Annotated in this window: 16 protein-coding genes; 1 reads left to right on the plus strand and 15 read right to left on the minus strand. The window is 64.5% G+C overall.

Features of this window, described 5'->3' with window-relative positions; translation table 11 throughout:
- Window position 1 precedes the first annotated feature (1 nt).
- On the minus strand, window positions 2–2,692 hold the full coding sequence (locus V7E00_RS03520) for a hypothetical protein (RefSeq protein ID WP_333571294.1): 2,691 nt from the start codon (window positions 2,690–2,692) through the stop codon (window positions 2–4).
- 109 nt (window positions 2,693–2,801) lie between these two features.
- Here V7E00_RS03520 and V7E00_RS03525 point away from each other — a divergent pair, with 109 nt between their 5' ends.
- Window positions 2,802–3,758, plus strand: coding sequence for a methyltransferase domain-containing protein (locus V7E00_RS03525; RefSeq protein ID WP_333571295.1), 957 nt, complete (start codon window positions 2,802–2,804; stop codon window positions 3,756–3,758).
- A gap of 173 nt (window positions 3,759–3,931) precedes the next feature.
- On the opposite strand, the gene V7E00_RS03530 is transcribed toward V7E00_RS03525, so the two are convergent.
- The 14 genes from V7E00_RS03530 to V7E00_RS03595 form a co-directional block, all read right to left on the minus strand.
- A complete protein-coding gene (locus V7E00_RS03530; RefSeq protein ID WP_333571296.1) occupies window positions 3,932–4,267 on the minus strand; it encodes a hypothetical protein in 336 nt (111 codons plus the stop codon).
- A complete protein-coding gene (locus tag V7E00_RS03535) occupies window positions 4,264–4,521 on the minus strand; it encodes a hypothetical protein (protein WP_333571297.1) in 258 nt (85 codons plus the stop codon). The genes V7E00_RS03530 and V7E00_RS03535 overlap by 4 nt, the downstream gene beginning before the upstream one ends.
- Complete coding sequence (locus V7E00_RS03540; RefSeq protein WP_333571298.1) at window positions 4,518–5,183, minus strand: hypothetical protein; 666 nt, start codon at window positions 5,181–5,183, stop codon at window positions 4,518–4,520. The genes V7E00_RS03535 and V7E00_RS03540 overlap by 4 nt, the downstream gene beginning before the upstream one ends.
- A complete protein-coding gene (locus V7E00_RS03545) occupies window positions 5,180–5,581 on the minus strand; it encodes a hypothetical protein (protein WP_333571299.1) in 402 nt (133 codons plus the stop codon). The genes V7E00_RS03540 and V7E00_RS03545 overlap by 4 nt, the downstream gene beginning before the upstream one ends.
- The gene (locus V7E00_RS03550) at window positions 5,569–6,009 is read right to left on the minus strand and encodes a hypothetical protein (RefSeq protein ID WP_333571300.1); all 441 of its coding nucleotides are present in this window, start codon (window positions 6,007–6,009) and stop codon (window positions 5,569–5,571) included. The genes V7E00_RS03545 and V7E00_RS03550 overlap by 13 nt, the downstream gene beginning before the upstream one ends.
- 118 nt (window positions 6,010–6,127) lie before the next feature.
- Window positions 6,128–8,116 carry a C1q-like domain-containing protein gene (locus V7E00_RS03555; protein ID WP_333571301.1) on the minus strand — a complete coding sequence of 663 codons (1,989 nt, stop codon included), beginning with the start codon at window positions 8,114–8,116 and terminating at the stop codon, window positions 6,128–6,130.
- Window positions 8,113–8,460: a hypothetical protein gene (locus tag V7E00_RS03560; protein WP_333571302.1), complete on the minus strand. Its 348-nt coding sequence runs from the start codon at window positions 8,458–8,460 to the stop codon at window positions 8,113–8,115. Before V7E00_RS03560 ends, V7E00_RS03555 begins: the two co-directional genes overlap by 4 nt.
- Window positions 8,450–9,142, minus strand: coding sequence for a hypothetical protein (locus tag V7E00_RS03565; protein WP_333571303.1), 693 nt, complete (start codon window positions 9,140–9,142; stop codon window positions 8,450–8,452). Before V7E00_RS03565 ends, V7E00_RS03560 begins: the two co-directional genes overlap by 11 nt.
- Window positions 9,143–9,188: 46 nt before the next feature.
- A complete protein-coding gene (locus V7E00_RS03570) occupies window positions 9,189–12,026 on the minus strand; it encodes a Hint domain-containing protein (protein WP_333571304.1) in 2,838 nt (945 codons plus the stop codon).
- Complete coding sequence (locus V7E00_RS03575) at window positions 12,019–12,399, minus strand: DUF6950 family protein (RefSeq protein ID WP_333571305.1); 381 nt, start codon at window positions 12,397–12,399, stop codon at window positions 12,019–12,021. Before V7E00_RS03575 ends, V7E00_RS03570 begins: the two co-directional genes overlap by 8 nt.
- Complete coding sequence (locus tag V7E00_RS03580; RefSeq protein ID WP_333571306.1) at window positions 12,399–12,947, minus strand: hypothetical protein; 549 nt, start codon at window positions 12,945–12,947, stop codon at window positions 12,399–12,401. Before V7E00_RS03580 ends, V7E00_RS03575 begins: the two co-directional genes overlap by 1 nt.
- A 41-nt stretch (window positions 12,948–12,988) precedes the next feature.
- A complete protein-coding gene (locus V7E00_RS03585; RefSeq protein WP_333571307.1) occupies window positions 12,989–14,953 on the minus strand; it encodes a phage tail length tape measure family protein in 1,965 nt (654 codons plus the stop codon).
- A gap of 109 nt (window positions 14,954–15,062) precedes the next feature.
- Window positions 15,063–15,563 carry a gene transfer agent family protein gene (locus V7E00_RS03590; protein WP_333571308.1) on the minus strand — a complete coding sequence of 167 codons (501 nt, stop codon included), beginning with the start codon at window positions 15,561–15,563 and terminating at the stop codon, window positions 15,063–15,065.
- Complete coding sequence (locus V7E00_RS03595) at window positions 15,560–16,003, minus strand: hypothetical protein (RefSeq protein WP_333571309.1); 444 nt, start codon at window positions 16,001–16,003, stop codon at window positions 15,560–15,562. The genes V7E00_RS03590 and V7E00_RS03595 overlap by 4 nt, the downstream gene beginning before the upstream one ends.
- Window positions 16,004–16,011 lie beyond the last annotated feature (8 nt).

Consider the following 16,011-nt stretch of genomic DNA (forward strand, 5'->3'; position numbering starts at 1 on the left):
TTTAGCCAAAGGCCCCGAGGTTCGGCGTCGCCGTGTAAGCCACGCCATTGATCCCGCCGGGCAGCACCCGGAAAATGCCGGCGTTCTTGCAGGGGCTGTCCGCCGCGAGGGAGTAGTCGCCCCCGCCGGTGCCGTTGACGGTTGCCGATCCGCTCCACTTGATGCCTTGGTTGTTGACGAACTTCGGGTCCGTGTAGACGTTGGTGGTCGTCGTCATCTGCGCGGCGCGGCCAGGGTAATACTGGCGGAAGTCCACGCGATTAGGCCCGGCATCGACCATCATCGTGAAGGTTCCCGAGACGTTCACGCCGTGGAAGAACTCCAGGCCTCCCGTGCGCCCATCAGCGATGCTCTGCATCAGGTACAGGAACCAGCCGTTTTTGGTGTTCAGCTGGCCGACAATGTTGTTGTGGAACGTATTGTATTTGTGGGTGCGCGGTGTCGTCGCGTTTTCATCGTACAGCCAATTGATGCGCCCGCTGTTCTGCGCACCGACGAACGTATTATGCACGGCATGAACGTTTCGCAGGTTGTTCGTTCGATTATCGCCGCTGAACCGGACGCTTGGGCCAGTGCCGCTGATCCATTCAAAAACGTTATTGGCGAGCAGGGCTCCGTTTACCGTCTCGGACATTCCGAAGAAGTCATTGCTTCCGTTCAGCTTCATGAACTTATTGCTATAGACAATAAAGCCGTCGAAATATCCCGCCGTCCGGTTCGCGACCATGGAGATAACCCCACCCTCAAGACGGCACCCGACAATATTGTATACCTCGAAACTGGCGTAACCAGTCGTGGTCAGTCCCCGCATCATCCGCATTTCGGACGTAAGGGCCGGCAGCATTGCCCCGCCCGCGCCACTCAGGAACGTAACGTTGCCCTCAATGGAGAACGAGCCATTGGTCCAGAAAGGCGTTCCCGTGAAGCCGTTGGGATCGAAGTCAACATCACGAATAGACCAGCGCTTGTTTTTCAGCTGGTTCGTGCCGAGACGCTTCATAGTAATGTCGCGGATGCCCAGATAGTCGCAGCGGCCATTATACCCGGCAGTGCCGAAGCCATAGATCACGTTGGCCTTCGGGACCGCTGGATCGCGCTGCACGGTGATTTCGTAGCTGTTTCCGCGAGTTACGATACCTCCCGGCGGTTCCCACGTACCGGCCCCATAGAACATGCCAAGGCCATCAAGGCCGGTAGCCGTCAGCACCGCAACCGCCCGGTTCCAGCCGCCGGCCTCGGTCTGCGCCGGGCTGGCCTTCGCAAGCGCAGGATCCGGGCCGACATAGGCTGTCGAGTCGTTACCGGTGGTCGCGTCGTGGTAGACGTAATTGCGGATGCCGTTCTCGGCGTAGATCGTGCCGTCCTTCAGGAACTTCTGTGTGCAGAAGCCCTTGCTGTCCGCCACGCCATCGACGCTCTTGGCAACGCTGGTCGCGTCACCCTGCCACGGATAGACCTCGGCATTGACGGTGATTGGGCCGTTTGCCAGCGTCGAAACGTCTACATCGTAGTTGTATTCCCAGACCTTGATTCCGTCTGCGTCGCGGTTCGGCTGGGTCGTATCGACGGTGGGGTCCGTGATGTTCACGGTGATGGTGTTGGTGCCATCGCTGACCAGCAGCTTGACCAGCGCCACCGGCTTACCGTTGCGGGCCGCGAAGTGGTACGCAACGAGGCTGCCCTTCACCCTGCCCTTGACGATCCGCCGATCAAGCTGTTGCCACAGAACGATCGGCTTCGGCGCAGCGTCGGGGCTGTTGTTCGCGAGCCCGACGATGCTGTCGTGGCTCCAGATGGTGGCCGAGAGCACGGAGACTGTGGTCGACGGCGCGAGCGTCGGTGCGACCTGGAAATACGGCCCGGTGTTGTTGACGGTCTCGGTGTACGTGGTCGGCGCGCCAGTGCTGTCGAAGCCCGCCCGGGTGACCGTGTACGTGGCATTCGGCAACAGGCTATTGCCCGCCACCGAATACCCGTCCGCGGTGATCGTGTTGGTGGCAGACGCGGCGATGACGCTGCCGATGGTCGTCGGGTTCGGGCTGTTCGTTGCGCCGGCGAGCGTTTCGGTCGCGATCAGTGGGCCTGACGTGGCTGGCGTGCCGGTGATCGCCCGGGTCGTGCCGCTGGTCCCGATCGTAAGGCCCGCGATATTGAACGTTACGGTGCTGCCGTCGGTCAGGCCGAGCAGGTTCACGCCCGAGGCGGCCGCGCCTTGCGTGAGGGTGCCGGACAGCACCGGCGTGCCTAGTGTAGGGGCGGGTGTCGGCGTCGGGGTGCCGCTGCCGATCGACAACTGCGGCGTGGCGCCGAGGTCATCTTCGACGAATAGCGAGTAGACATAGCTGCCATCAGGCTGGCGAACCGAGCCGACGCGCCAATTCCGCAGCGTGCGGCCATTCGACAGAGAGGCGAGCGCCTGAGCCCGCAGTGCGGACGATGTCGCGCCGGTGATATCGATGCGACTATCGCGATAGCCCACACCGACGCCGGGCTCGTACTCGCGCAGGACGATGGTGGAGGTCGGGTAGGGGAGTGACGCGAATGAGACGACGCCGTTGACGTAGCTCCCGCCCGGCGAGCCATCGACCAGCACCTGAACGCGGTCGCGATAGGTGATGCCGTTGACAGCGGAAAAAAAGGGTCGCCCGACGACGCCCTGGGTAACGGCAAGGGTGAGAGCGTTCAGCGCCACGACGGTTCCTCGGCAGTTTCAGCCGTGGTCGCACCTCGAGCTTCTACAAGTTACCGCCGTCAATGGCTTGTGGCTAGCAAGGTCAGGGTTTTCATGGCATCCAGCCCACATGATCCTTGAGCTCGCCACCCCAGACAATTTTGATGCCGAGCGCTATGCCGCCGCGAACCCTGATGTCGCCGAGGCAGTAAAGCTGGGCATGTCCGCAAGGGAGCATTTCGAGAAGCACGGCATTTACGAGGGCCGGAAGCAGTTTGGCCCGCCAGCGGAGCCTTTGCCTCTGTCCGTCTTGCAAGAGCGGTTTCGACGCTTTGAATCCATCCTCGATCCACGGGCCGGCGGCGAGGGCAAGGCGTTCGCCTTCATTGAACACGAGGCATCTTTCCCGGTGTCGTTCGGCGGTGAAGCCTACGACGTCGGCGAATATGACGGCGAATCGGCGAATCACGGCTTTGCCCCATTTATCGAAGAGATCCGCGCCAATCCCGACAAGCTCTATCTCGACGTGGGTTGCGGCCTCCGCTCGTCCATCGAACCCAACTGCTTGTACCTTGAGGTCTACCGCTCTCGGTCGGCGGACATCGTGATGGAGCCGGACTGCCGCTATCCCATCGCGAGCAATTCACTCGACGGGATCGGCTGCTTCGCGGTGCTGGAACATGTCGAGGAGCCATGGAAGGTCGCGGCCGAGTTCCGCCGCATGCTAAAACCAGGCGGCAAGGTGTTCATTGACTGGCCGTTCCTGCAGCCGGTGCATGGCTACCCCAGCCACTATTACAACGCCACGCGCGAGGGGCTCCGGCGGATGTTCAGCGATGGTTGGGCGGTCGAGTCTTGCGACACGCTGCACAACCAAGGACCGGACTATACCATCTCCTGGACGCTGAACGAGCTGCTGGCCGCTTTGCCGGAAGCAGAGCGCGCGCGGGTGAAGTCGCTGACCGTGGCCGAACTGGCAGCACAGCCCCCGGGCGGCGATCTGTGGCGGGATGTCCTAGCTGGGTTGCCGGCGAAGACGTTCGAGACGCTGGCATGCGGCAACTCGCTGGTGGCAGCTAAGGTCTAGATCACTCGCAGATGAGCCGCTTGACGCCGATCTCGCGATAGAAGCGGCAGATCCTCGCGACTTTCTCGTGCTCGGACCTTCCCCACGCCTCATGCGCGACATCGAACGCGTCGAGCGCGGCTGCCGACGTGGCTGCCTCCGCTGTGATGATCGGCTCTGCCGCCGGCTGGATGTCAGCGCGCGGGGGGACAAGGAGTCCCGTGTTGCCGCATCCAGGTAGCGCAAAAGCGAGCCCGCTGGCGATCAGTGAGCGGAGCATCCGGAAGCTTATCGAGCGCATTCTTCACCTCCTGCGTGTCGTTGGCGATGATCGCCGTAATCTTGGCGCGATCGGCGTCGGCGCGCGCTGTGGCGGGAGCGGCCTTTTGCTGCTGCCCGGCCTCGTGTCGGGCGATCACTTTGCGGTCGTGGAATGCGAGCCAGACTCCGAAGCCGATGAGCGTGACCAGCACCGCGGCGCCGATCTGCCCGGTCCGCGTGCGGAGAAGGGCGAGGGCGGAAGCGATCATGGGGTCGCCTCCGTTTGCGCCTTAGCCTTGGCGACCTGGCGATCCTTCCACGCGATCGACCCTGCGCAGGCTGCGATGACAGTTGCGATGCCCGCGGGATAAGCGATGCAGAACGTCTCGAAAGACACCTGCACCTTTCCGGCCCACACGAGCGCAGGGGCATTCACGATGAAGGTGACGGCGCCAAACGCACCGATGACGCGCTGGACCTCGAAGTCGCCGCCGATGCCGCGGAGCGCGTTGAGGATGCTCATGTCCAACTTCCTGCTGAAAGCGCCGCCTGGAACTGGAGCGCATAGCCTGCGATCATGTCGGCCCTGTCAGTGCCGTTGATGATGCGGCGAGCCTCGGAGAACTGCGCGCCGGTCGCCGTGTCGCCGGGAAGATAATCCGCCAGCTTCTTGCCGGTGAACCAGCCCTCTTCCATGCCCCGAACCAAGATGTCTGCCGCGATGTCAGGCCGAAGCGCCACACTAAAGTCTCGCAGCAGCGCTCCATCCAGGCCCAGCTCCTCGTCGGCGCGCTCATAGTTCTTATCCCACGTCAGCTGCACGAGCCCGCGCCCATACTGCGCCTGGCCATACTTCCCCGGCTTGGCATAGGGCCGGCCGCCGCCCTTGCCGATCTCTTCGACAGGAACCAGCCGGGCCTCGTGCCATGCGGTCGCCAGGCCATAGGCCAGCCAGGAAAGCCGCCAGTGCGAGGCCTTGGTGAGCAGTGCGTTGATGGTGTCGACCTGAGGCTGGGCAAGCTGCCCACTGACAGCGCGAACGCCCTTGAAGAATGCGCCAGCATCGACCAGCGCGTGGGGCTTGTCCATGCCCAGCGCTTTAGCAATCGCGGCAAGTGTCGCGGGCCCAAGAACGCCATCCGCTTGCACGCCGACGCGCCGCTGGATCTCACGGAGTTCGGTCATTGCTTCGGCTCCTCTTCAAGCTTCACCGCCCCGTGCGCGACCTCGGTCACGCGGACATTCGTTTCGGAAAGGGCGGCCTGCATCGCCTGGCGAAGGCCGCCGCCGGCTTGGATCAGCAGACCTTCGAGAACCATGATGCGATCAGCATGGCGATCGAGAATTCGGTTGAATTCGAGCCGGTCCCGCTCGCGCTGCCGTTCATAATCCCGCTGATCGTCTTCGCGTGCAGCCTTGACGGCTGCCAGCTCAGTTTTGAGTTCGTCGATCCGCTTGTCGCCGAATTTGGTCCAGACCCACCGCCCGGCAGCCATCATGATCCCGGTCGCGGATACAAAGCCACCAGCATAGGCCGCCGCGAGTTCACCGCCGTGCTGTCCCATCAGGTCTACGCCCGGCATGCGTGCAGCCCTCCGCGGCGGAGGGTGACGCGTTCAGTGATTAGGCGACGGGCACGAACGGTCCACCGACCGGCGCCGAGGAACAAGATAGCCTGCGCCATGGCGAGGCCGTAGATGGCCCAGTAGCATGCGGACGGGAGAGCCCCCGCTGCTTGAGCAATGGCGCACACCATCATCGGCGACCACAATGCGGCAGCCATCGTCTCCGCTGCGCCAAGGCGCATCCGCATGGTAGAGGTCAGCATCAGCCCATAGAGGCAGGCGAGCATAAGGCCTTCGCCGCGCCAGGTGATGCCAGCACGCCAAGCGAGGATATTCACCAGCACGACAAGCATGGCGAGCGCCGGCACCACTGCGCGTGCCAACACAATCGCAGGCACCCCGAACGCCGCCAGGGCGAACCAGTAGAGATATTCGGGGTGCTGCATGATCAGCCCTGCTCCGTCGTGTCTTTGGGACCGGTTGGCGTCGGCGTAGGGGTCGGGGTCGGTGTCGGCTGGGGCGGGGGGTGTGCCTGATCGTCTGCCATGGTAGCGCTCCTTGTGGTTAAAGCGTGCGGACGAGGTGTCCGTCGAAGGCGGTGCCATCCATGGTGCCCAGCAGGTCCACGACCTTGGTGCCGTTGGAAACCACCACCAGCGGGTTCACCGTCTGCCCTGCGTTGAGCTGCACGGTCGCGGACACACCTCGGCTCAGTGTCGACGTTCCGGCCTCGGCGAACGGATTGAACTGCTCCGTGCGGTTGCCGGCTGGCGTGACGAGAAGCACGCTTGCGTCCGTATGCGCCGAAAGCAGCCCTGAGAGCTTTGCCGAGAAATTGAAATGGTAGATCCCGTCGCACGGCGCCGTGAAAATGCCGGTCGCGAGGTTGTACCCACTGCCGGCGTTGAAGGCCGCGGTGCCAAGGATCGGAAGATAGAAAGACCCATCGCCGGTCTTGTCGGTGAGCGTCGCGCTGGAATAGGCGCTGAATGCAGCACGGTACTTCCCCAGCACGTCGGCGGGGTCGTTGATGCGGACATTCGCATCGGTGTTGAGGATCCCGCCCTGGATTTCCGCGCAGGTGCTGGCGATCGAGACGCCGTAGCCGATGGTGCTGCCGCGCGCGTCGATGACAAGGTTGCCCCACCCCCCCTGCTTGGTGTTGCCGAGGAGCGACAATCCGGAGCCAGTCGCGGCGCCATAGCAGATGGCATTGACGTTGAAGGTCACGATGTCCGTCAGGCGTATGAAGTCGGTGGTGTCCCCGAATGCGGAGAACATCTTCCCGTCAATCGACACCTGGCCCTCACCCCCGGAGCTCGACACCTTCAGCACTGCGCCAGGATAGTGATAACCGTCGGTCGAGTTGCCGATTGCGCCAGATTCCTGGAACGCGGAGTTATATCCCGGCTCGATGAAGCCGCGGGCAAGCTTGACCCCCGCGCCGATGTTTACGTTGTTGATGTTGGACAGCGCCATCGGCTCGCGGGACGCGAAAATATCCGTATTTTCGATCGAGAAGTCACCGACGGCGGCGCCGACGCGCGCGAACGATAGGCCATCGCGGCAGCCGTAGATCATGGAATTCGTGATGTAGATGCTCTCCCACCAGCCCGAAATTTCGAATGCTTTCGTGCATCCATCCAGCTTCGTGTCGGTGAGCGATAGGAAGAATTGGGCATCGGAGTCGGTCGTATGGGCTTTGATGCCGACACCGGTCTTGCCTGGACCGCCGCCATGCAGACGGCAGGACCGGAGCGTGACAAAGCGGCACTGATTGATGTTGACCAGCGTTGCCCAGTATTTCGCCGGGCCGGTCGCCGTGCCGTAGATGCCGTCGGCGCCGATCACGGTTACATCCTCGAGGAGAATGTCAGTGTCGATCGACGCCGCATCGGTGCGGTAGACGCCGATCGCGGTATCTGTCCCCACCGTCGTGGTGGCGATCGTCATGCCGCGCACGCCCTTGATGTGGTAGCTGCCGTTGGGATTGCCTTTGCACGGCAGTTTTAGGCCGCCGGACGTGAAGACCAGCCGTGTCAGGCCAGAGCCAGCGCCCTCAAGGAAGCCACACCACGTCTCGGGCACCACAAGATCGCCGCCGACCTTGAATGTACCCGCCGGTAGGCGATTGAGGCCGGCATTGATAGCCAACTGCAAAGCGGCGCGGCTATCCACCAGCCCGGTGAGATCGATCGGGCCATTCCAGGTCACATCGCGCGTCACCGCCGTGATCGCTGCGGTGGTGGCGAGCGTCCGCTGGGCGGGGTTGGTGTCGCCGTCCTTCAGATAGACGGTGACCGTTCCATCGCCGTTGTCGACGGCGAATGCCTCACCCACGCTTGTCGCCGCCAAGCCGGCAGCTTTGGACGCATAGGTCGGGCCCGCTGCGGCCTCTGCCGTCGCGGCGCTGGCTGCGGCATCGGCATTGATCTTGGACACCGCTTCCGCATCGCTATCGCCCGGCAGAACGCCGAATAGCCCAATGCGGCGGAGCACGTCTGCATAGCTCTCACCACGCGCGCCGGTGACGACGATCTTCTCGACGGTCATACCGTCACCTCCGGATAAATGATGAGCTGCCCCCGGAGCGGCACGTCTACGATGCCGTCGGGATAGGTGACCTTCATGTCGTGGGCGACGCGGACGATCTCGCTGGGCAGCCCGATCGCGTGGAAGTCAGGGCCGTGCCACCGAACCGTGATCCTGCCAGAAAGCGGCTCCACGATGGAAACGGCGGCGGTGCCAAGTACAGCACCAACGCCGCCTACCGAACGGGCCTGCCATGCAATACTCGCTCCCGTCAGGTTGATCGGAGTATCATCGTCACCGGTCATGGCGAATTCGCGGAGCCAGTCACCCTGGCGCGGCACCTCGATGTCGAAGCTACGCGACATAGGCGGTGTCCTCCACGAACTGGATCTCGGTGTCGGCGTAGAGGCCGGAGACGATCTGCGCGGCAAGGCTTTGGCCAGGGACGAGACGGCACACGACGCAGGGCCAGTCGAAGTTCGCCGCGGCCCCGGAGGTGATAGCTTCTCGCGCGGGCGGAACAGTCCGGACTGTGGCGCTAAGGCCAGAGCGTGAGACCACCTCTTCCACGGTGTACGCGTGGACCCCTGCAGCGAAATCCATGCCTGGCTGGATCTGTCCGCCTTGGCTGACCGTGATCTGCATGGTGGTCGCACGCAGGGCAACAGGCACTGTGATGGTCGCTATGATGTGGGGGGAGGCGAACCGCACCTCAGTCGGAAAATAGTCGTCGTTCGCATACAGGTCGGACGGGGTTGCAAACCCGTTCCCGGCGATCGGGCGCGGCCCAGTGGCAACCGACAGCAGCGGGACCAGCACCGGGGTGGCGCCGCCCGCAAGCTTCGCCATCCATGCCTTCCACAGGCGCTGTGTGTAGGGGTCATCAAGGGCGATGCCGGACATGGTGATCATCCACCGTCCGCCGCCGTCCGCTTCGATCACGTCCTGCTCGCCAGCTAGCGACGTGCCGCCGGACACTACATCCGCCATCACGCCGGCTGTCACCGTTTCAGGGCAGAAGATATGAGCCGGGAAGATCGGGAGCATGTCGCGACGCTATGGCCGCGCTCGCCTAGAAGTTACCGCCGTCAGGTCAGTCCGTGCCGGGCTCAAGAGGCTGATACTTGATGTTGTGGTGCAAGATGCCGTTCGCGACATAGGTGTGAGCGTCTGCGACGGTGATCTTGGCGACCATCGCGCGGCCGGCTGGCGTGCCGATCGCATCCATGCGGATCCAGGAGCCATTGATCAGCATCAAGTGCCCCGCGGTCGCGCGCGTGCGCCGCTCGCCGATGTCCGCGGCGAACACTGCATCCTCCACGATCTCGATCGCCTCTACGGGGTGCGCCCCCCATTCGAACGTCGTCTCGTGCTGGGTCCAGAGCATGTCACCCACAGCCAGCTCGCCAGCCGCGCGCGTCGAGCCATCTGCCAGCAGCACGCAGGTGTCGGTGGTGACGCAGTAGCCGCCACCACCACCACCACCACCGCCGCCCACACCGCCGCCGCCCGTGGTGATCGCGAACGTCACCTCCGAGGAGAAATTGAGCAGGTCAGGCCGGCGGGTCCATGCGTCGAACGCCGCGATCTTGGCGTAGAACGTGCCGGATGCGAGCCCTTGCAGATAGGCGGGTGAGGCGCCGTTGTTGTAGAAGGCGGTGCCCTGGCTCAGCGGGTTGAAGCCAGCGGTGTTCGACACGTAGACCACATACCCGGCAACGTCAGCTTCGGTCAGCAGCGTGAACGCGACCTGCGCCTCAGTCGCCCCGCCCGTGGCAGAGACGCCCGTAACTGCGGAGGGCGCGGCGTTGGTCAGGATGGAGGTCGAGGCCTCATCGCCGGCACCGGCCGCGTTCACACCAGCGACCTTGACGATGTACTGGCGCCGGGTGCCGTCGAGCTCGGCCTGGGCAGCGGTGTAGGAAACGCTCGGGATCGATGTATTGATGGTCCGGACCAACGTGGTGCCGTCGGCGTCATAGAAGCGCCAGCGATACGACGACGCGCGCGGGATCGCTGCCGTGGAGAGGTCCAGCGAGTCCGACCAGTTCACCAGCGTGACGCCTGCGGCATCCTCCGGCGGGGTCGCGTCGGTGGCAGTGTTCGCGGTCACCGCAGACGACCATGCAGAGAGGCGGCCGTCGCCGGTGCCATAGGCGACCTCGACTTCCACGGAGCCGTTCGTCGGCACGAAGCCGGTCAGCAGCGTTACCGACGGCCCAGCGTCAATGTCCGGATAGCTGTCCGTCGACCAGGCGCTGTCGCCGACCTTCCGCCAGCGCGCGTACCAGGTCACGTCCTCTCGGTTCAGCCCCTCCGCCGTGATCGTCACGCGCACACCGCTGCCGGCGTCAGACACGGTGTCGTATGCCGCCACCGCGCTGGTCACGGTAGGCGTGGGGAGGGGCTCCCCTGCCACGCGGTCCGCGGTCGCTGCGGGGTTACCCTCCTCGGTGGCGGGGTTCCAGCTGTCGACGTTCGACGAGACGGCCACCCAGGTGAAGGTGACGCCACCGCTCTCGATGTTCCGGGTCAATCCGGTGATCTCGACGGGCCCGTCGAAGTAGGTGCGGCCCGCCACACGCAGCGCGAGGTGAATGAACCGGTGCCCGCGGACGGCGCGCCCCTCCACGGTGGTGGTGATCGTGCCGCGGAACACTGCATTCCGCCGCGCCATCTCGCGCTTGGCGAGGCGGCGGATCTGGCCGTGCGATGGGACCGGCAGGTCGAGCGTAGTGGACAGCAACTGCCCGCGTTCGGCGATGTCGTCCTCGTCGGTCCAGGCATCGGTCTCGACGCTGGCATAGTCGTGCTGGTCGGAGATGTAGGTGCAGACGAACTCGTTGATCGCCTTGTCGTCGTCCACGCCCACGCCGTTCCACTCAAAGGAGGCGATCTGCTCGGGCCCGATCGTCACCGTCGGCTCGTAGACCCGCCCCGCATAGACGACGTAGGCCCCATCCGCGCGGGGAGCCATCCAGCCGTCGCAGGTGGCCAGGATCGCGCCACGCACCTGCTTGTGGCTGTCGGTGTGGCTGTGAGCGACGCACGAGCGGTAGCGGGGCTCCGTGCCGCCAGCCTTCATCGGGACAGGTTCGTCGCAGACATCTTGGGCCGCCTGCCAATAGCCAAGGGCAGGGCCGATCTTGGCGTTCCAGAATGCCGCGCGAAGGGCGGCTCGCGTGGCAGGGTAGGCCGGGTCAGTCGCTGGAACGGTCGGCTGGGGGCACTCGCGCACCAGCATGTAGTGGGCAAGCTGGCGGATCGGGTTCTCGGTCCAGGTCCATCCCGCCTCGTTCAGTGGATCAGCGGCGCGGAGATTCGGGCACCGCTGCCAGCGCGCGACCATGGATGCCGTTGGCGCGCCGTTCGGATAGAACTTGAGATAGTCCTTCTCCTTCACGTTCTTCGCGATCATGGCGAGCATCACGACGCCATCGCCGCGGTGATTGCTCGTCCACTCTGGGACGATCGCGCCGACCTGGTTGAACCACATACCGGGCGCGCTGCCGTCCGTGTAGAGCAGGCGGATATTGTCGTTGCCGTAGCGACCGTCTGCGCCAGACTGTACATAGGCGCCGGCGACGGTCACCTTGTCGTCGTTGAGGTACAGCTGCACGACGCCGTCCATGCGCCCATCGTGCACCGCGCCAACATCGACCGCGTGGCCGTTGGTGCCGGTCTCGTACAGCGCGTAGGCCATCGCCAGCTTGGAGACACCATAGGCGGACACACGCGGCGGGCGAGGCTGCTTGACCGAGGTCGACTGCGTCTCCGGGCGCGATCCTCCGCCGCCAAGACCCGAGACGATCGAGCCGGCGATGAATGAACCCGCCAAGATCGCGGCGCTCGCGATCTGGCCCAGCCCGGGAATGGCGTTGACGACTATAGCGCCGGCGAGCGTGATGATCGAGCCGAGCGTCTTACCCACGGTGCGGCCTCCATGCCTTAGCGATTGCGCTGGCGGGGAGGGTGACGAACACTATCCCCCGGGGCGTGCGCAGGGCCCACATGGCGCCGTCGAAGATTGCGCCCGCCTCGAGCCCCGCCCGAGCGACGACCGCGATGTCTCCAGGCTGATACGGAGCATCAGCCACCGGCAGCGCATCGCCGATGCCATGCTCCCACAGGCGCAGCAGCCCGACCGATGCCTCCTGCTCGCACGCCTCCATCTCGATGATGTGGCGCCACGGAGCGGCGAAGTCTGGCAGGCCGAGCGCGACGCACCAGTCCGCCGGGAAGGTCGAGCAGTTCCACGGCGACGGATCGCGCGGCGCGTCGTGCAGGAAGTCGGCGAGGTCCATCAGCGCGGTCCCCAGCGCCGAGAGGTGCCCTGCGAGATCCCCGCGACGTGGCTGAACACCGCGTCCGTGGGGTACCTCCGGCGTTGATCTGCGTCCGTGAAGAAGTTGTTCGGCGCTCGGCTGCGGGCAGTGTCCCCGTTGGCAAGCGTGATCGTGACGGACTGCTCAGACGGGCTCTGGCGGCTGATCGTCATCTCCCGTGCTTGGAACAGTGCCTCCCATTCGATCGGGCCGACCTGCTGCCACGCTGCGTCGAACGTGATGCGGCCGAGCCACACAAAGGCGTTCTTGACCGATGCAGCCTCCTCAAAGGCAAGCCGCAGAGTTTCGTTGGAGACGCCGGAGAAGCTGAAGGTGAGGCGCTCGGCAGTGCCGTTGATCAGCTGCTGGAAGTCCGGGATGTTGATCAGTCGGCCCGCGCCGAGGGCAACCATGGGGGCCGGGATCACCGCGTCAGCAGCAATCGGCAGCCGTCCAGCGCCCGTCCAGAACAGGGCAGGCGGGTTGGACGCCACGTAGACGACAAAGCTCTCGCGATAGGCTGCCACATGCTCGGGTTATGCCGAGACGCAGGGGCGGGTTATCGCCGTCAGGTGCCGTCGTTCTGATACTGCGTCATGCGGCCCGGGACGGCCTGCAGCACCTGTCGCCCGACGGCAGAGGATGTGCGCGCCGCACTCTGGTTCGCGATCCGCTCCATGTCCGCGTAAAGCTCGCGGGTGACGACCGCGCCCTTAAGGTTGAACTGCGGGGCGTTCACGACGGTTTGCGAGGCACTGGGCCGCACGGCGTCAGTGCGGCCGAGCGGTATGATGGACCCACCCTGGCTACCCATCCGCAGCAGCTCCACGCCGCCTCGGTTCTCATTCACGCGGACAGTTTGCCCGGGCGCCACGTAGCCACCGGATGCGCGGCCGAACAAGCTGGCGAGACCGAGGATGTCGCCGCCGATGCCCGAGGCGAAATCCTTCTTGCCGCCGAGCGCCCCGAAGATCGAGTTGCCGATGAACCCGAGCCCGCGTCCGTCGCTCAGCGAGACATCCTGACCGGTCAGCAGGGACAGCGTCTTCTGCGCCGCGAGGATCGCCAGCGCACGTAGGCCCTGCCGCTTGAAGTCGTCCCAGAAGTTCTCCGTGCCGTCGGTGAAGAGCGTCTCGTAAATGTCGGCGAGGTCGTGGATGTTATCCTCGGCCTTCCGCTGCTGTTGCTGCTGGAAGCGTTCGTCTGCGCGGATCCGCGCCTGCGTGGACCGTTCCTCGCGGCGCTTTTGCTCGTCGTCGATGCGATCGGCGGTGTTGCCGAATATCTGGTCCGTGCCGAGCGCATCCTTGGCGCCCTGGACCGTGTTGAGCCACGACTGCATGCGGGCCTCGATGGCCTTCAGACGCAGTTCAGCAGCTCGCGCCGGCGTGATGATGCCGCGGTTCATCGCCTCGCCGATGGTGGCCAGGTCCGCCGCGAACTCTCGCGAGGCCGCGGCGGTGGGATCGTACTGGCGTTCGACGCTATTCAGCTTGTTTCGCAGCTGGTCGAGTTCGCGAGCCTGCTCTTTGGCCGCCCTCTTCGCATCAGCTTCTCGCTTGCGCTCAGCCTTTGCGGCGTCCCCGATAGCCTTGATGTCGCGGTCGCGCGTCTCGGTGAGCTTGGTGAGTTGGTCCTCGTACTGCTGGGTTGTGAGCAGTCCGGCCCTTCGCAGGTTGTTAAGGTTGATCTCGCCGCGCTCATAGCGGCCCTGAGCCCCAGCGCGGGGATCGGTTCGCTCAGTGACACGCTGGCGGGCTGCCCGAGTTTCGGCGTTGCGAACGGCCACCTGCGCTTGCTGTGCGGCAACATCCAGCTGCGCAATCTGCCGCTTCAGCTCTGAAATACCCTCAGCGGCTGCGGCAACGCCCGCGTTACCAGCTTGCTGAAACCCGTTGGTCGATAGTCCGGGAGCCGATCGCTGAGCCTCTAGCTCGGCCACTCGCCCCTGTAGCGATGCCTTGGCCGCCTCCCGCCTCGCCTGCGCTTCGGCAAGCTTGGCACGAGCGAGGCCTTCGCTGACTTGGATCTCACGCGTTCCGCTGGAGATGGCCTGGTCAGTCGCCTTCACCATATCGTTGATGGCTTCGGTCAGCGCCTTGGTGGCGTCCTTCTTCGTGTCTGTCGCGTTTGCGCCGGCCAACAGCTGCGCAACGAACGGTCCGAGGATGCCGAGAATAGAGAGGAAGCCGGGGAGGGCGACCGTCCGCAGCACCTGCCCAAGCCCTGCACCCGACGCGCTGATTTCCTGCAGCGCCTGCACCACCTGCGGGCCCTGTTGCGAGATGATCAGGAACGGCGACTGCCCGCCGGAGAGCTGAACACCGATGTCAGAGAGCTGGAAGCCAAGGTTACGCGCTGCGAAAGCCGATGCATTCGACGACTGCACGATCTGCTTCTCGGCAGACGCGGCCGAGCGCTCGATGCTCGACATGGCGCGCGTGAAGTTGCGCTCGGCGCCAGAAACGTTGCTGTCGAGGTTGGAGGTGTCGCCGATCAGGGCGACGACGACGCGATCTGCTTCGATTGCCATCAGTGCACCGCCATGACCCGCCGGAGCCTATCAGGATCCGAGATCGGCGGCGGCCCGCTCTCGTTCGCGTCGTTGTGTTTCGACAGCCGCGCTTGGTATTCCCACCAGGTCAGCTGTCGCCAGTCGCAGCCGAGGACGGCGCAGTTGGCGATGACCTCCGCGAAGTCGACCTTTTCGTCTTCCGCTTTGCGGTTGCCGGCGCCTTGGCCGGCTCGTCTTTTGGGGGCGAATAGCCCTCCACCCGCGCGCCGAGGATGGCAACGGCGATCATCCAGCACTCGCGCAGGGGAGCGGGGTGGACATAGGTTTCGACCAGCTGGCGGGCACGGATGGCCGAGACCTCGACCTCCTTACCATTGACCATGCCCTTTCCGCCGCCGACCAGGCCGAGACGGATCGTCTCGTAAAGATCCTCGACGAACGCCTCCCCATCCTCAGGGATGTCGACAATGCCGTCGCCGAGCAGGTAGCGCCCCTTGCGCACCCGCCCGTAAATCTTGAAGATGCCACAGTCGCGCAGCCGCTGGAGCTCGGCCAGCTGTGGCAGCTTCAGGTCAAACAGGTAGTCGCCGTCGCCGAACTTCAGCTCGAGCGCCGTCAGAACCGTCACGTGGCCGGCGTCCAGGTCAGCTCGTTCTCGCCGGCGATCGTGATCTCCGCGGTCCCGCCATTGTCCTGCAGATTGAGGTTGCGCGCGGTCAGCACGCCCTGACCGGTGAAGGTGCCGAGCTCGTCGCCCTCGTCAGTGCCATCATACTTGATGGCGACGATCTGATAATTCCGGGAGATGCCGAGTGCGGCCTTGAGGGTCACAAGCTGGGTGACGTTGGTCACACCCGAGCCCGTTAGGTCCCATTGCTTGCCGGTGACGCGCACGTCCCGGGTCGGAATCATGCCAGGCTTGGTGCAGTCCTTGCGGAAACGGTCATTGGTCTGCACCGTCTCGTTGATCGTGGCATTCTCGATGCCGCAGATGGTCGTGAAGACCTCAGGCGACGCGCCATCGCCGATCTTGACGACGACGGCGTCGATTTCAGTGGGATAGCTCATCGCGTGCT

The organism is Sphingomonas sp. (assembly GCF_036731925.1).
GTDB lineage: Bacteria > Pseudomonadota > Alphaproteobacteria > Sphingomonadales > Sphingomonadaceae > Sphingomonas.

Bases quoted from the DNA above. Each gene is read 5' to 3' on its own strand.
- V7E00_RS03525 (WP_333571295.1), top strand. From the start codon at position 2,802: ATGATCCTTGAGCTCGCCACCCCAGACAATTTTGATGCCGAGCGCTAT.
- V7E00_RS03530 (WP_333571296.1), bottom strand. From the start codon at position 4,267: ATGATCGCTTCCGCCCTCGCCCTTCTCCGCACGCGGACCGGGCAGATC.
- V7E00_RS03535 (WP_333571297.1), bottom strand. From the start codon at position 4,521: ATGAGCATCCTCAACGCGCTCCGCGGCATCGGCGGCGACTTCGAGGTC.
- V7E00_RS03540 (WP_333571298.1), bottom strand. From the start codon at position 5,183: ATGACCGAACTCCGTGAGATCCAGCGGCGCGTCGGCGTGCAAGCGGAT.
- V7E00_RS03545 (WP_333571299.1), bottom strand. From the start codon at position 5,581: ATGCCGGGCGTAGACCTGATGGGACAGCACGGCGGTGAACTCGCGGCG.
- V7E00_RS03550 (WP_333571300.1), bottom strand. From the start codon at position 6,009: ATGCAGCACCCCGAATATCTCTACTGGTTCGCCCTGGCGGCGTTCGGG.
- V7E00_RS03555 (WP_333571301.1), bottom strand. From the start codon at position 8,116: ATGACCGTCGAGAAGATCGTCGTCACCGGCGCGCGTGGTGAGAGCTAT.
- V7E00_RS03560 (WP_333571302.1), bottom strand. From the start codon at position 8,460: ATGTCGCGTAGCTTCGACATCGAGGTGCCGCGCCAGGGTGACTGGCTC.
- V7E00_RS03565 (WP_333571303.1), bottom strand. From the start codon at position 9,142: ATGCTCCCGATCTTCCCGGCTCATATCTTCTGCCCTGAAACGGTGACA.
- V7E00_RS03575 (WP_333571305.1), bottom strand. From the start codon at position 12,399: ATGGACCTCGCCGACTTCCTGCACGACGCGCCGCGCGATCCGTCGCCG.
- V7E00_RS03585 (WP_333571307.1), bottom strand. From the start codon at position 14,953: ATGGCAATCGAAGCAGATCGCGTCGTCGTCGCCCTGATCGGCGACACC.
- V7E00_RS03595 (WP_333571309.1), bottom strand. From the start codon at position 16,003: ATGAGCTATCCCACTGAAATCGACGCCGTCGTCGTCAAGATCGGCGAT.